The following is a 13852-nucleotide window of genomic DNA, read 5'->3' as shown; positions in this document are numbered from 1 at the left end:
CCGGTTTAGCTCAGCTGGTAGAGCAGCGGTTTTGTAAACCGAAGGTCGCGGGTTCGATCCCTGCAACCGGCACCACCCTTTCCACCGTATAAGCAACAGGCTACGCTCCCCCAAAAGCGCAGCAAGGGAGAGGCATGAACCGCGAACAGGAACTGCGCCTCGCGCTCATCTGTTACGGCGGCATCAGCCTGGCCGTGTATATGCACGGCATCACCAAGGAGATCTGGCGGCTGGCGCGGGCCAGCTGCGCCTTTCACGAAGGCCGCACGCCCGCCGGCGGCAGCCAGGGCGTGTATCGCGCGCTGCTGCAGGAAATTCAGGACGAGCATCGCATCCGGCTGCGCGTGCTGGTGGACATCATTGCCGGCGCCAGCGCGGGCGGCATCAACGGCATCTTCCTGGCGCAGGCGATCAGCACCGGTCAGTCGCTGGAGCCGCTGACCGATCTGTGGTTCGACTCGGCCGATATCGAGCATCTGCTGGACCCTGCACAGGCGCCGCAGAACCGGCTGTCGAAATTCTGGGCGGTGCCGATCGCCTGGGCCGCCGAGCGCCGCTCGGGCGATGCGGTCGACCGGCTGGTCGAGCCCGCAACGCGCGACGAGGTGCGCGAGAAACTCTCCAAATTCGTCCGCTCACGCTGGTTCGAGCCGCCCTTTGGCGGCCCCCGCTTCCTGAACCTGGTGCTCGATGCGTTCGAGGCGATGGCAGCGGCACCCAAGGGGCGACGGTTGCTCCCCGATCGCCAGCCGCTCGACCTGTTCGTTACCGTCACCGATTTTGGCGGCCATCCGGAGCGGCTGGTGCTCCATTCGCCGCCCGAAGTGATCGAGACCGAGCACCGGCTGATCTTTCCGTTCCGCGATCTCGGCTCGTCGAGCGGCGCGCTTGCCAGCATTGGCGAACTGGCGTTCGCGGCGCGTGCCACCTCCAGCTTTCCCGGCGCCTTTCCGCCCGCCACCATCGGCGAGCTGGACGGCGTGCTGGCCGAGCGCAACATGGAATGGCCCAGCCGCGACGCCTTTCTGAAGCAGATGCTGCCGCGCCATTATGCGGCCGGCACCGCTGAAAACGCGGTGCTGATCGACGGGTCGGTGCTGGCCAATGCCCCGTTCCGCCCGGCGATCGACGCGCTGCGCGAGCGCCCGGCCCGGCGCCAGGTCGACCGGCGCTTCGTCTATATCGATCCGTTTCCCGGCGGAAAGCCCGAGAGCGTCGAACCGCGCAAGGCGGCGACGCCCGGCTTTTTCCAGACGATCATCGGCGCCGCATCCGAACTGCCGCGCCAGCAGCCGATTCGCGACAATCTGGATGCCATTGCCGACCATAGCCGCCGGGTGGAGCGGATGGCGGAGATCATCGCCCATATCCGCCCCGAGGTGGAGCGCGAGGTGGAGGCGCTGTTCGGCAACACCTTCTTCCTCGATCACCCCACGATTCCCCGCCTCGCCACCTGGCGGCGCCGCGCGCAACAGGCCGCTGCCGCCAAGGCGGGCTATGGCTATGCCGCTTATGGCCATCTGAAGCTGGCCGGAGTCATCGAATTCACCAGCCAGACCCTGTTCGCCATCGGTGGCGAGCCCGGCATGCGGCGGCTGCGCACCATCCGCCGCGCGGTGGAGCGTGCGGTGATGGCGTTCGGCATGGCGGAGACGCGGCCCACCTTTGCCGGCGGCACCAGCGCGGAGATGATCGCGTTCCTGCGCGATTATGACCTGGGCTTTCGCATCCGCCGGCTGCGCCTGCTCGCGCGGCGGCTGACCGAGCTCGAACCGCTGCACGACGAAGCCGCGCTGACCGGCCTGCGCGAGGCGATCTATGCCTCGCTCGCCACCTATCTGGATGCCAAGCGCACCGAGCCGCACCTGCACCTGCGCCGAGAGGTACTGGCGCTGCGCGAGGATGCCCGCGCCCTGCTCGCGCAGTTCGCCGCCTCGCTCAACCTGAAACCGCTTGATGACGAGACCGAGGTGCGCCTGTCCGCCGCGCTGACGGCGGCCTCGCGTGAGGTGCGCCGGCCGATGCTGCTGGCCTATCTGGGTTTTCCCTATTTCGACGTGGCGACGCTCCCCATGCTGCAGGGAGAGGGGCTCGACGAGTTCGACCCGATCAAGGTCGACCGGATCGCCCCCGACGACGCCGTCGCGATCCGCAGCGGCGGCGCCGAGGCCACGCTGAAAGGCATCCAGTTTGCCAGCTTCGGCGCGTTCTTCAGCCGCGCCTATCGCGAGAATGATTATCTGTGGGGGCGCCTGCATGGTGCCGACCGGCTGGTCGACATCGTCGTCTCCACCCTGCCCGCCAATGCGCGGATGAAGCCGGACCGGATCGCCGCGATCAAGCGCGCGGCATTCATCGCCGTGCTGGACGAGGAGGAACCGCGCCTGAAACAGGTGCAGCCGCTGATCGCGCAGCTGCGCCGCGAAATCGGCTGAGGCTGGAAAATGCAGGGACAACCGCCTAAGCTGCTGGCGGAAAGGGGTATCCGATGCGGTTTCTGAAAACTCTGTTCCTCTTTCTGGTCGCGGTGATCGCCGCGCTGTTCATCCAGGCCAACTGGACCTGGGTTCAGCTGCACCTGTTCGCGGTGCAGGTGGAGGTGAACCTGCCGCTGCTGCTGGGCATTGCCTTTCTGCTCGGCTGGCTGCCGATGATGCTGTGGCACCACGCCGTGCGCTGGCGGTTGCGCCAGCGGCTGGGCGCGGCCGAGCGGGCGATTGCCGATCTGCGCGGTGCCGCCAATGCTGCTGCTGCCGCCATTGCCGAAGAATCCCCCCTGCCCCCGGCCGCCATCCCCAGCGCCGTGCCGCCGGGGGTTGCGTGAACAAGATTTTCGTCGCCATTGACACGCCCGATCTTGCCCGGGCCAGCGCCATCGCGGCCAAGGTGCGGCGCCATGTCGGCGGCATCAAGCTGGGGCTGGAATTCTTCTGCGCGCACGGGCCGCACGGCGTGCACCAGATGGCGGAACTTGGCCTGCCGATCTTTCTGGACCTGAAGCTGCACGACATTCCCAATACGGTGGCAAAGGCGGTGCAGGCGCTGCGTCCGCTCGCGCCGGCAGTGCTGACGGTGCACGCCGCCGGCGGCCGGGCGATGCTGGAAGATGCTAAAGCCGCCGCCCCGACCGGCACCAAGGTGGTGGCGGTCACCACGCTGACCAGCCTTGATGCGAGCGACCTGTCCTCGATCGGCGTGGCGCACAGCCCGCATGATCAGGTGCTGCGGCTGGCGGAGCTGGCCCGCTCGGCCGGTGTCGATGGCGTCGTCTGTTCGGGGGAGGAAGTCGCCGCCGTCCACCGCGCCTGGCCCAAGGGGTTTCTGGTGGTGCCGGGGCTGCGCCTGCCCGATGGCGCTGCGGGCGATCAGAAGCGCGTCGTCACCCCGCGCCAGGCGGCCGATGCTGGTGCCTCCATCCTGGTGATCGGCCGGCCGATCACCCAGGCCGCCGACCCGGATCAAGCCGCCCGCGCGATCGAAGCGACGCTATAGCCCGTTCGCGCCCCGCCTCGTCGCGGCGTTAGCAAAGCGGCAACCAAGATGTGCCTATCCCAACGGGTGCAACTTCCCCAAGGATGGCGCGTGTCCCAGTCTTCCCCGCTATCATCGTCATGGCCGAACCGGATCGCTCGCGCGCTTGCCGGCCGCACCCCGGGCCAGATCGCGGTGGCCGCGTTCAAGACGGCGCGCAAGCATCTGGCCGCGCTCCACCCCGCCGCCCGTGCGGCAGCGCGTGCCGAACAGGCGTTTGACCGGCAATGGGGCACCGACACGAGCCGCGAAGTGATGATGAGCGCGCTCGACTTTCCCGACGACATCCGCCGCTCCAGCCATCATTATCAGGCCAGCGGCGGCCATGTGCTCGACCAGACGATTGCCTGTGCGGGGATCGACCCGGCCGACTATAGCTTCATCGATTATGGCTGCGGCAAGGGGCGGATCGTGCTGCTCGCCGCGGCCAAGACCTTCCGGCGCGCGATTGGTGTCGAATATTCGCCGATCCTGACCGAGATCGCCCGCCGCAACAGCGCGATCTTCCTGACGCGCGGCGGCGCCCGGCAGACGCCCGAATTCTGGCAGGGCAATGCCGCCGACTATGTGCCGCCCGCCGGCAATCTTTTCTGCTATCTCTACAACAGCTTCGAGGCAGATATTCTGTCCGGCTGTCTGGAGCAGCTCGAAGCGGCCAAGCGCGCCGATCCTGCGGCGGATATCGTGCTTGCCTATGTCAATCCGCAATATGGTGATGTCGTCGCCGCGCGCACCGCTTGGCGCGAACAGGCGGGTGCGGACGATCTGCGCGTCTTCGTCTGCATCGCCGCCTGACCGGGCGCGGCTAAACCGCCTCGCGCCGCATCGACCAGAAGCGCGGGCCGTCGCGCCCCACGCGCCAGTCGGCAATCACGCGAAAGCCCAGGCTCTGATAGAAGCCCAGGTTCCGCTCGGTCGCGGTTTCCAGATAAGCGGGCAGGCGCGTGCCGGTGAACCGGTCAAGCCCGGCCGAAACCGCCGCCCGGCCCAGCCCCCTCCCCTGATGCACCGGATCGCAGCCGGCAATGTGCAGATACCAGAAGGGTTCGCGCGGCATGTGCAGGTCGATCGCCTCGCTCAGCGCCAGCGCGCGCGGCAGCGCCAGGCCGAAGGTCGACAGCAGCGGCAAGGCCTGGCGCAGCATTTCGCCCAGCCCGGTTTCGGCCGCCCCGGGGCCACGCCACAGTGTCGCCGCTTCCAGCTCTCCGGTCGCCAGCCGCACGCCGCGCGGACCGTCGCTGTTATAGAGGATGTGGAACAGCCCCGGCAGCCGGCGCGCCCGCGCTGCGGGTTCCGGAAACAGCCAGCACATCGCCGGATCGTCGGCAAAGGCGCGCGCCAGCATCGCGCACACCGCGCGGCGCTCGGCCGTGCCGATCAGGCGGATCATTCCTTCCGCCACGATCATTTCAGTGCTTTCGGCAAAGGGTCGGCCGCGATCACCCGGTCGTGTGCGGCCATTCCCTACTCCTTGTTACACAAAGTCAGGCCGCGTCGCCGGCCTTTTCCTTCTTGGCATAGACCCGAACCGGCTCTTTGCGGCCGTCGACCACGTCCTTGTCGATCATCACCTGGTCGACCCCGTCCATGCTGGGCAGGTCGAACATGGTGTCTAGCAAAATGCCTTCCAGGATCGAGCGCAGCCCGCGCGCGCCGGTCTTGCGGTCGATCGCCCGCTTGGCGACCGTGGTCAGCGCATCCTCGGTAAAGCCCAGATCGACATTCTCCATGTCGAACAGCTTCTGATACTGCTTGACCAGCGCGTTCTTGGGCTCGGTCAGAATCTTCACCAGCGTGGCGACGTCGAGGTCCTCCAGCGTCGCGATCACCGGCAAGCGGCCGACAAATTCGGGGATCAGGCCGAACTTCAGCAGATCTTCCGGCTCCACGCTCTTCAGCACCTCGCCGGTGCGGCGCTCCTCGGGCGCGGCGACATGCGCGCCGAAGCCGATCGACTTGCCCTGCAGCCGGTCGCCGATGATCTTTTCCAGCCCCGAAAAGGCGCCGCCGCAGATGAACAGGATATTGGTGGTGTCCACCTGCAGGAATTCCTGCTGCGGATGCTTGCGCCCGCCCTGCGGCGGCACGCTGGCGGTGGTGCCTTCCATCAGCTTCAACAGCGCCTGCTGCACGCCCTCGCCCGATACATCGCGGGTGATGGAGGGGTTTTCGGCCTTGCGGCTGATCTTGTCGATCTCGTCGATATAAACGATGCCGCGCTGGGCACGCTCGACATTATAGTCGCTCGCCTGCAGCAGCTTCAGGATGATGTTCTCCACATCCTCGCCGACATAGCCCGCCTCGGTCAGCGTCGTCGCATCGGCCATGGTGAAGGGCACGTCGAGAATGCGCGCCAGCGTCTGCGCCAAGAGCGTCTTGCCGCAGCCGGTGGGGCCGACGAGCAGGATGTTCGACTTGGCCAGTTCGACGTCGGCGCCCTTCTGGCCGTAATTCAGGCGCTTGTAATGGTTGTGGACAGCGACCGAAAGCACCCGCTTGGCGCGGCTCTGGCCGATCACATAATCGTCGAGCACGTCGCAGATTTCCTGCGGGCTCGGCACGCCGCCATCCTTCTTGGAAACCAGCGCCGATTTCGTCTCTTCACGGATGATGTCGTTGCACAGCTCGACGCATTCGTCGCAGATGAACACGGTGGGGCCCGCGATCAGCTTGCGCACCTCGTGCTGCGACTTGCCGCAGAACGAGCAATAGAGCGTGCTCTTCGAGTCACCGCCAGTGAGCTTTGTCATTCAAACCATCCTTCGCGCCCGACGACGCGCGCGCCCATGGGGCGATCAGTGTAGACCGCCCACCATCAATCCCACAATCACCAAAATCACGTTATGCTTGTGGGTAAAAAATTCATGCCGCCGCGCTGCTGTCTTCATTTGGCTGCGGGCGCTTGTCGAAAACCTCGTCGATCAGGCCAAAACCCTTGGCTTCGTCCGCCGACATGAATTTGTCGCGCTCCATCGCCGACTCGATCACGTCGAGCGGCTGGCCGGTATATTTGGCGTAGAGCTCGTTCATCCGCTGGCGGATGCGCAGGATTTCCTTGGCCTGGATCTCGATGTCGCTGGCCTGGCCCTGGGCGCCGCCAGACGGCTGGTGGATCATGATCCGCGCATTGGTGAGCGCCACCCGCATGCCCGGCTCGCCCGAGGCGAGCAGGAAGCTGCCCATCGACGCCGCCTGGCCGATGCACACCGTGCCGACGCGCGGGCGGATATATTGCATCGTGTCGTGGATCGCCATGCCGGCCGTCACCACCCCGCCCGGCGAGTTGATGTACATGAAGATGTCCTTCTTCGGATTTTCCGATTCCAGGAACAGCAGCTGGGCGGTGATCAGCGAGGCCATATGGTCTTCCACCGTGCCGGTGACGAACACGATCCGCTCGCGCAGCAGCCGCGAATAAATGTCGAAACTGCGCTCGCCACGGTTCGACTGCTCGATCACGATGGGCACAAGCGAATTATGAAGGGGGTGCATCAGGCGTCCTTGCTCAAAAAGTTCTCGTCTATATCTGGTGCTGGCGCGGCCCGCGCAAGCCCCCCATGATGCCACCGTTGGGGCGGCGGCGAGCCGGTCCCTTGCGCCGGCAGCCCCGCACCGCTACCTCGCAGACACATCTTGCCAAAGGGTTGCACATGCTCGATCGCGATTTCCGCCTGCCCCGTCTCGACGAAGAAGATGAAGACCGCCCCGCCGCCTCCGGCTTGCTGATGAGCAAGTTTCTGGAAGCGCGCACAGTGATGGTCTTCGGCGGAATCGACCAGAAGCTGGCGCAGACCGTGTCGGCCCAGCTGCTCTATCTCGACCATGTCAGCCACGATCCGATCAAGATTTTCGTCAACTCGCCAGGCGGCCATGTCGAATCGGGTGATACGATCCACGACCTCATCACCTTCATCAAATCGCCGGTCGCGGTGGTCGGCACCGGCTGGGTGGCGAGCGCCGGCACCCACATCTTCCTGGGCGCGCCCAAGGAACGCCGCTTCTGCCTGCCCAATACGCGCTTCCTGATCCACCAGCCTTCGGGCGGGGCGGGCGGCCGTGCGACCGACATCGCCATCCAGGCCAAGGAAATCATCAAGATGCGCGAGCGCCTGGCCCGCGTGATTTCCGAAAAGACCGGCCAGCCGGTGGAGCGCGTGCGCGAAGATATCGAACGCGATTACTGGATGACGACTGAGGAGGCCAAGGAGTATGGCATTCTCGGCACCGTCATCACCAGCATGGATCAGATCAGCTTCTGATCGCCGGCGGCGCCCGTTCGATCAGGTCCCAGCGATTGCCGTAAAGGTCTTCAAACACCGCTACGGTGCCATAGGCTTCGTGCCGGGGCGCCTCGCGGAAGTTTACGCCATTTGCGAGGAGCTGCTTGTAATCAGCTGCAAAATCCTCGGTTTCCAGGAACAGGAACACCCGCCCGCCCGCCTGATTGCCGATGCCGGCCGCCTGCCCTGCATCGGCCGCGCGGGCGAGCAGCAGCGCGGTGCCGCCCCCGGGCGGCGCCACCACCACCCAGCGTTTGTCCGCCGACAACGCGCTGTCCTCCAACAGCGTGAAGCCCAGCACGCGCGTGAACCAGGCAATCGCCCGGTCATAATCATCGACCAGATAGGTGATGAGCGCGAGCCGCTGGCTCATGCCCCCGGCGCCGGCAGCGCGAGATAGGCCAGCCGGCGCACTTCCTGCCGGCCGCGCACGACCGTGTCGAGGATCAGCCCGGCAAAGAAGCTGAGCGCGGCCAGCAGCATCATCCCCGTTATCAGCACGGCGGTCGGCAGGCGCGGCACCAGCCCGGTGTCCATGAACGTGAGCGCCAGATCGACGCTGAGCAGCAGGCCCGCGCCCGCCAGCACCGCCCCGATCACACCGAAGAACAGCATCGGCCGCTCGATGCGATAGAGCCGCAGGATGGTGTTCAGGATGCGCCAGCCGTCGCGATAGGTGTTGAGCTTCGACGCGGAGCCATCCGGCCGCGCGAAATAGGGCGTTTCAACCTCCGCCACCGGCATCTTCAGCTCCAGCGCATGGACGCTGATTTCAGTCTCGATCTCGAACCCGGCGGACAGCACCGGGAAACTCTTCACAAAGCGACGCGAGAAAACCCGGTAACCCGATAGAATGTCGGTAAAGCTCCGTCCGAACAGGCGCGCCAGCATGCCGGTGAGCAGCCGGTTGCCGAAGCGGTGGCCACGGCGATAGGCGCCCTCATCCTGCATCACCCGCGCGCCGACCACCATGTCGAGCTGTTCGTCGATCAGCCGGGTGATCATCGCCGGGGCGCTGGCCGCGTCATAGGTCGCGTCGCCATCGGCCATCACATAGATGTCGGCATCGACATCGGCGAACATGCGGCGCACCACATTGCCCTTGCCCTGCATCCGCTCGCTGCGGACGATCGCGCCTGCCCCGGCGGCGGCCGCCACCGTGCCGTCGCGCGAGTTATTGTCATAGACATAGACCAGCGCATCGGGGAGCGCGGCGCGGAAGGCGGCGACCGTCTGCGCGATCGCCGCCTCCTCATTATAGCATGGCAGGATGACGGCGATGCGCGGCGACGTCATTCAATGCCCCCCTTTCGCGGTACGGCGTGCTCAGGCCTCGGCGTCCGCCTTCTTCTTGCGCGCAGGCTTCTTGGCGGGTGCCGCGTCCTCGGCCGGGGCGGCTTCCTCGGCCGGCTTTGCCGCCTTGGGCTTGGCGGCCTTCTTGGCCTTGGGCGCGGGCGCCTCGCCGGCGTCCGCCTCGGCCGGGGCCTCGGTCACCGCCGGTTCGGCGTCGGCCTTCTTGGCCGCCTTCTTCTTCTTGGGCGCGTGATCATGGTCATGGTCGTGATCATGATTGTGAACATGCGTGCCGGTGGCAAAACCGTCCTCGCTCTCGATCGCGGCTTCCAGCTCGGCGCGGGTCACGCTGCGCTCGGTGATCTCGGCGCGCTCGAACAGCCAGTCGACGACCTTGTCCTCATAGAGCGGGGCGCGCAGCTGGGCGGCGGCCATCGGCTCCTGCTGGATATACTGGATGAAGCGCTGGCGATCTTCCGGCCCATATTGCTGGGCGGCCTGCGCGATCAACCGGTTCATTTCCTGCGCGGTCACTTCCACGCCATTGGCCTGGCCAATTTCGGACAGCAACAGGCCCAGCCGCACGCGGCGCTCGGCGATCTTGCGGTAATCGTCGCGCTCCTTTTCCATGTCGGCAAGCGCGGCGGCCGGATCGGCTTCGTGGGTCGCCTCATGCTCCAGCTGCGCCCAGATCTGCTCGAACTCGGCATCGACCATCGACGGCGGCACCGCGAAATCATGGCCGGCGGCGAGCTGGTCGAGCAGCTTGCGCTTCATGTGCGTGCGAGTGAGGCCGTTATGCTCCTGCTCGATCTGGCCGCGCAGCAGCCCGCGCAGCTGTTCCAGGCTTTCCAGGCCCAGCGACGTCGCCAGCTCCTCATCCACCTGCGGCGCGCGGGCGATGCTGACCTGCTTGATGGTCAGGTCGAACGTCGCCGGCTTTCCCTTCAGCTGTTCGGCATTGTAATCCTCGGGGAAGGTGACGGCGATCTGCCGCTCCTCGCCCACCGTCGCGCCGACCAGCTGCTCCTCGAAGCCGGGGATCAGCCGGCCCGAGCCGATCTCGATCGCCATGTCGGTGCCGGTGCCGCCGTCAAACGCGACGCCATCCACCTTGCCGACAAAATCCATCACCACCTGGTCGCCGGTCGCTGCCTTATGGCCTTCGGGCGCCGGGTCGAAGCGCTTCTGCTGCTCGGCAAAGGTCATCAGCTGGGCATCGACCACGGCGTCGTCCACCGGCACGCTCAGCCGTTCCAGCTTCAGCCCGTCAATCGCCGGCGGCGGTACATCGGGCAGCACTTCCAGCTCGACGGTGATCTCGGCATCCTTGCCTGCTTCATAGGCCGGGTCGAGCGCGACCGACGGCTGCATCGCCGGGCGCAGCGCCTTTTCGGCGACCAGCTTCTGGATGCCGTCCTGCACGCTGCTGTTCAGCGCGTCCTGCATCAGCGCGGGCCCATGCATCTTGCGGACGAGATTGGCCGGCACCTTGCCCGGGCGGAAGCCCGGCATGCGGATCTGCGGCGCCACGCGCTTAATCTCTGCGGCAACGCGCGTTTCGATGTCCTGGGCAGTGATTTTCAGCGAATAGGCGCGCTTCAGGCCCTCATTCAACGTCTCGACAATCTGCATCTTCTGGCTTTCGTCAGCTAAAACGGAATAAAATCGGCCGGCCCGCGCCGGGGCAGCGACTGGTGCGGGCGAAGGGACTCGAACCCCCACATCTTGCGATACCGGAACCTAAATCCGGCGCGTCTACCAGTTCCGCCACGCCCGCGCCCAAACCGCCGGTCGGTGGGCCCGTATAACAGCCAAAGCGCGCGGGGCAAGCGCAACTGCGCCGCGCCGCCCATCGGCCGCAGGCGGCGCGACAAGCGGCCCCGGCGCCCCGGTCAGCCGGTGATCTGCGCCGTGCCGACCAGCGCGCGGAAATCGGCCACGTCGCGGTCGAAATAATGGATCACCGGTGCCTCGAACGTGACCAGATACAGCCGGTCGCCGGCAATCGCGCCATAAGCCTCGCCATTGCGCCGCACCTCTTCGTTGATCAGTGCATAGCTGTAAGTGAATTTGAAGCCCGGGCGGCCGGCAAAGGTGGTCGGCTCCACCGTGCCGATGGTGAACTGCGAGGTGCGCAAAGCGATGCGATAGGTGCCCTCGAACAGCTGGGCCACGTCGGTCGGCAGCATCGTCTTGCTGAAGCGCGGCAGCGGTGTTTCCTTCTTCGCGCGATCCTTGATCAGCGTGGTGTCGTGCGCGATGCCGCCATAGAAGGTCAGGTCATTGAGCGTCAGACCGTCCAGCGTCCAGCTTTCCGCATTCTTGCCCTGCGCAAAGCCGATCCGCGTCCATTCGCGCGACGGCGTGACCGTAATCGCCTTGGCGGCGACCACCGGCTGCCCCTGCGCGATCAGCTTATAGGCCAGCACCGGCGTCGCCACAAAAAGCGCCGCCGCCGCCGCCACCGAAATCAACAAACGCATCGTCAACATCCCCCCGTAATTCAGCCCTTCGCCAATGCGGTCAGCATCGGCGCGTCGCCCGCCTGCGGGCGCAGTTCCAGATAGCGGCGCAGTGCCTGGCGCCCGTCCTCGCCCTGGCCGGCGCGCAGCTGCGCCAGCCCCAGCCCGCGATAGGCCTCTGCCCGGCCGGCATCGGCGGCCAACGCCTGCCGGTAAAAGCCGATCGCCGCCGTCAGGTCTTCGGGGCGGCCGCGCGTGCGATACAGCTCGCCGCGCGCATAGAGAAGGTCGGCCGTCCAGTTGCCCTGCGCCAGATTGGTCAGCAGAAATTCGGTGCCGCCGAAATCGTTGCGCTTGATCTCGTCGTCGATCAGCTGCGGCCAGAGCGGCCTGATCGTCGCGCGATAGCGGTCGGCGGCGGTGTCCTTGCCGCCGGGAATGCGCGTGGCGAGCGCCGCGAGCGCCGCCAGCCGCTCCGCGCTCGGCGGGTGGCTGGCCCAGATGCTGCGATCCTTGTCCTTGCGGCTCTTGGTGCCGCGCGCGGCGGCGGTCGCATCCTGCTCGTCGCGGATCTGCTGCCAGATCGCGCCGGCACGGCTGGTGTCGTAACCGGCATTGGCCAGCATCGGCACCGATTCGGCGTCTGCCTGCGCTTCCATTTCGCGGCTGAACCTGAACAGGTCGCCCGCAATGCCGAAATTGGCGATCAGGCCGATGCCCGCCATTGCTAGCCACGCCATGGCGGACGTCTTGCTGCGCGCATCGCGGAAGCCCAGCAGCACGTGGCGATAGCGATAATGGGCAACCTCATGCCCCAGTACGGCGGCCAGCTGTGCCTCGTCGCGCATCCGCATCAACAGGCCCGAATGGACGATCATCATGCCGTTGGGCGCCATGCTGGCGTTGAACGTCGCCTCGCGCACCAGATAGGTGCGGATGTCGGCGCAGCCGCTTTCGATGCGGCAGAGCACGTCGCGCAAATAGGCATTGATCGCGGCGTCGCGCATCACGAAGGTGGAGCGCTTAAGCTCGCGCTCGGCCTCCTCCGCCTGCATCCACATGCCGCGTTCGTCGCGGTCCTGCGGCTGATAGCCAGCACCCACCGGCGCCACCGCGCGGCCGGCCAGCCTGCCCGGCTCGGCGGGCGCCGGCACGCTCTGCGCCACCGCTTGGCTGGCGAGCGCGGCGAGAGCCAGCGCCGCCGCGATCCGACCGCGCTTCACTGCGCGCCCGGCGATTCGAGCGCCTTGCTCCCCGGGAATTTGGTCAGCATCTGCCGCACGCGCTTGGTCGCGCCATCGTCTTCGCGCGGATCGCCGCCGGATTCGGGATCGACATTGATCCACACCACATCGCCCGACTTCAGATCGACGAGTGCCGCATAGGAGACGTGAATGCCCGGCGCCACATAGACGCCGAACAGCCCGGCGGCGAGCAGCTGCACGGCCTTGCGACCGGCCGTGCCATAGCTGTCATGCGTGAACATCATCAGCGCGTAATTGGCGCCGGTAATCTCGGCCAGCTTGGCCGCGCCCGGCCCCAGCGTCCAATCGAACTTGCCATGCTTGGACGGCAGCGTCTGCGACAGCAGGCCGACGCCGCCATGATTGGCAATCGCGATCGTCACCGCGCGGAACAGCGCCTGATATTCGGCGATCGCAGGGTTCGCGTCTTCCATCGGCTGCTCGATCATCACGACCTCGCGGCCAAGCGCGGACTGGGCACGGGCCAGTTCCGCCGCAAGCTTGGCGCGCGCCGTCGCCGTCCATTCGGCATTGGGCTCCTCGACCCCGCCCGTCGTCATCTTGCCGACCATCACGTCGGGGCGGAACACGGCGATTTTCACCGGTTCGTTGGCGGGAAAAGCGAATTCCTTCGCCGCCTTCACCTTGGCGAGCGCAGGCGCTGCACACAACAGGCCGATGGCCGCAACGGCCGCCGTGAATCTTGAAAACATCATTGCCCCCGTTCGACTTGTCAGTCGCGATCAAGGTTGCAAATCGTCAATCGAAACTCAAGGCGATTTGTGTTTTGCATCCGAACTGAAGCGAATATTCGCTGAACTTCAGGCCAGCGCCCCGTGGCAATGCTTGTATTTCTTGCCCGAACCGCACGGGCAGGCGGCGTTGCGGCTGATCTTGCCTTCCCATTCGGCCGGATCGCTGCCCAGCGCATCGGCCACGCCCAGCGGCGCGGGCATCGGCGCCAGCCGCGTCGTCACCAGCCCCAGATCGTTGCTGCCAAAGTCCAGCGGCGCATCCAGATCGCCCAGATTGGTGAGGA

General features: G+C 66.3%; 15 protein-coding genes and 1 tRNA gene. 5 read left to right on the top strand and 11 right to left on the bottom strand.

The window, feature by feature from the left end:
- Positions 1-134: 134 nt before the first annotated feature.
- The 4 genes from K2Y03_RS07270 to K2Y03_RS07255 all read left to right on the top strand — a co-directional run bounded on the left by K2Y03_RS07270 (position 135) and on the right by K2Y03_RS07255 (position 4326).
- Positions 135-2435, top strand: coding sequence for a patatin-like protein (locus tag K2Y03_RS07270; RefSeq protein ID WP_294089613.1), 2301 nt, complete (start codon positions 135-137; stop codon positions 2433-2435).
- Positions 2436-2488: 53 nt separating this feature from the next.
- Positions 2489-2824, top strand: a complete 336-nt coding sequence (locus tag K2Y03_RS07265) for a LapA family protein (RefSeq protein WP_294089611.1) — start codon at positions 2489-2491, stop codon at positions 2822-2824.
- A complete protein-coding gene (gene pyrF / locus K2Y03_RS07260; RefSeq protein ID WP_294089609.1) occupies positions 2821-3492 on the top strand; it encodes an orotidine-5'-phosphate decarboxylase in 672 nt (223 codons plus the stop codon). The genes K2Y03_RS07265 and pyrF overlap by 4 nt, the downstream gene beginning before the upstream one ends.
- A 90-nt stretch (positions 3493-3582) precedes the next feature.
- Positions 3583-4326 (top strand): hypothetical protein, encoded by a 744-nt coding sequence (locus K2Y03_RS07255; RefSeq protein WP_294089608.1) that lies wholly within the window; start codon positions 3583-3585, stop codon positions 4324-4326.
- A 10-nt stretch (positions 4327-4336) separates the two neighbouring features.
- Here the strand turns inward: K2Y03_RS07255 and K2Y03_RS07250 are convergent, their stop codons facing one another.
- From K2Y03_RS07250 to clpP, 3 genes are all read right to left on the bottom strand, one after another.
- Positions 4337-4921, bottom strand: a complete 585-nt coding sequence (locus K2Y03_RS07250; RefSeq protein ID WP_294089607.1) for a GNAT family N-acetyltransferase — start codon at positions 4919-4921, stop codon at positions 4337-4339.
- Between the two features lie 94 nt (positions 4922-5015).
- Entirely contained in the window at positions 5016-6281 is a 1266-nt protein-coding gene (gene clpX / locus K2Y03_RS07245; RefSeq protein ID WP_294089605.1) for an ATP-dependent Clp protease ATP-binding subunit ClpX, read from the bottom strand.
- A gap of 112 nt (positions 6282-6393) precedes the next feature.
- A complete protein-coding gene (gene clpP / locus K2Y03_RS07240; protein WP_294089604.1) occupies positions 6394-7023 on the bottom strand; it encodes an ATP-dependent Clp endopeptidase proteolytic subunit ClpP in 630 nt (209 codons plus the stop codon).
- Positions 7024-7181: 158 nt separating this feature from the next.
- On the opposite strand from clpP, the gene K2Y03_RS07235 reads away from it, so the two are divergent.
- Positions 7182-7790: an ATP-dependent Clp protease proteolytic subunit gene (locus tag K2Y03_RS07235; protein ID WP_294089603.1), complete on the top strand. Its 609-nt coding sequence runs from the start codon at positions 7182-7184 to the stop codon at positions 7788-7790.
- On the opposite strand, the gene K2Y03_RS07230 is transcribed toward K2Y03_RS07235, so the two are convergent.
- The 8 genes from K2Y03_RS07230 to K2Y03_RS07195 form a co-directional block, all read right to left on the bottom strand.
- The gene (locus K2Y03_RS07230) at positions 7780-8184 is read right to left on the bottom strand and encodes a VOC family protein (RefSeq protein ID WP_294089601.1); all 405 of its coding nucleotides are present in this window, start codon (positions 8182-8184) and stop codon (positions 7780-7782) included. The two genes, K2Y03_RS07235 and K2Y03_RS07230, sit on opposite strands and share 11 nt — an antisense overlap.
- Positions 8181-9107 carry a glycosyltransferase family 2 protein gene (locus tag K2Y03_RS07225; RefSeq protein ID WP_294089599.1) on the bottom strand — a complete coding sequence of 309 codons (927 nt, stop codon included), beginning with the start codon at positions 9105-9107 and terminating at the stop codon, positions 8181-8183. Before K2Y03_RS07225 ends, K2Y03_RS07230 begins: the two co-directional genes overlap by 4 nt.
- A 30-nt stretch (positions 9108-9137) precedes the next feature.
- Positions 9138-10739: a trigger factor gene (gene tig / locus K2Y03_RS07220; RefSeq protein WP_294089597.1), complete on the bottom strand. Its 1602-nt coding sequence runs from the start codon at positions 10737-10739 to the stop codon at positions 9138-9140.
- Positions 10740-10799: 60 nt separating this feature from the next.
- A tRNA-Leu gene (locus tag K2Y03_RS07215) sits at positions 10800-10884 on the bottom strand.
- Between the two features lie 115 nt (positions 10885-10999).
- Positions 11000-11590, bottom strand: coding sequence for a hypothetical protein (locus tag K2Y03_RS07210; RefSeq protein WP_294089596.1), 591 nt, complete (start codon positions 11588-11590; stop codon positions 11000-11002).
- A gap of 20 nt (positions 11591-11610) precedes the next feature.
- Positions 11611-12792 carry a M48 family metallopeptidase gene (locus K2Y03_RS07205; RefSeq protein WP_294089595.1) on the bottom strand — a complete coding sequence of 394 codons (1182 nt, stop codon included), beginning with the start codon at positions 12790-12792 and terminating at the stop codon, positions 11611-11613.
- Positions 12789-13526, bottom strand: coding sequence for a hypothetical protein (locus K2Y03_RS07200; protein ID WP_294089594.1), 738 nt, complete (start codon positions 13524-13526; stop codon positions 12789-12791). The genes K2Y03_RS07205 and K2Y03_RS07200 overlap by 4 nt, the downstream gene beginning before the upstream one ends.
- A 108-nt stretch (positions 13527-13634) precedes the next feature.
- Positions 13635-13852 (bottom strand): SEC-C metal-binding domain-containing protein (locus K2Y03_RS07195; protein ID WP_294089593.1); only part of this gene is annotated, 218 nt, incomplete at its 5' end.

Origin of the sequence: Sphingomonas sp. (assembly GCF_019746015.1) — a bacterium.
In the GTDB taxonomy this organism is placed as follows: Bacteria; Pseudomonadota; Alphaproteobacteria; order Sphingomonadales; family Sphingomonadaceae; genus Sphingomonas.
The sequence above is the reverse complement of the archived record's forward strand: the minus strand, read 5'-3'. Positions and strand labels throughout refer to the sequence as shown.

Bases quoted from the DNA above. Each gene is read 5' to 3' on its own strand.
- clpP (WP_294089604.1), bottom strand. From the start codon at position 7,023: ATGCACCCCCTTCATAATTCGCTTGTGCCCATCGTGATCGAGCAGTCG.
- K2Y03_RS07270 (WP_294089613.1), top strand. From the start codon at position 135: ATGAACCGCGAACAGGAACTGCGCCTCGCGCTCATCTGTTACGGCGGC.
- K2Y03_RS07225 (WP_294089599.1), bottom strand. From the start codon at position 9,107: ATGACGTCGCCGCGCATCGCCGTCATCCTGCCATGCTATAATGAGGAG.
- K2Y03_RS07230 (WP_294089601.1), bottom strand. From the start codon at position 8,184: ATGAGCCAGCGGCTCGCGCTCATCACCTATCTGGTCGATGATTATGAC.
- clpX (WP_294089605.1), bottom strand. From the start codon at position 6,281: ATGACAAAGCTCACTGGCGGTGACTCGAAGAGCACGCTCTATTGCTCG.
- K2Y03_RS07250 (WP_294089607.1), bottom strand. From the start codon at position 4,921: ATGATCCGCCTGATCGGCACGGCCGAGCGCCGCGCGGTGTGCGCGATG.
- tig (WP_294089597.1), bottom strand. From the start codon at position 10,739: ATGCAGATTGTCGAGACGTTGAATGAGGGCCTGAAGCGCGCCTATTCG.
- K2Y03_RS07235 (WP_294089603.1), top strand. From the start codon at position 7,182: ATGCTCGATCGCGATTTCCGCCTGCCCCGTCTCGACGAAGAAGATGAA.
- K2Y03_RS07265 (WP_294089611.1), top strand. From the start codon at position 2,489: ATGCGGTTTCTGAAAACTCTGTTCCTCTTTCTGGTCGCGGTGATCGCC.
- K2Y03_RS07200 (WP_294089594.1), bottom strand. From the start codon at position 13,526: ATGTTTTCAAGATTCACGGCGGCCGTTGCGGCCATCGGCCTGTTGTGT.
- K2Y03_RS07210 (WP_294089596.1), bottom strand. From the start codon at position 11,590: ATGCGTTTGTTGATTTCGGTGGCGGCGGCGGCGGCGCTTTTTGTGGCG.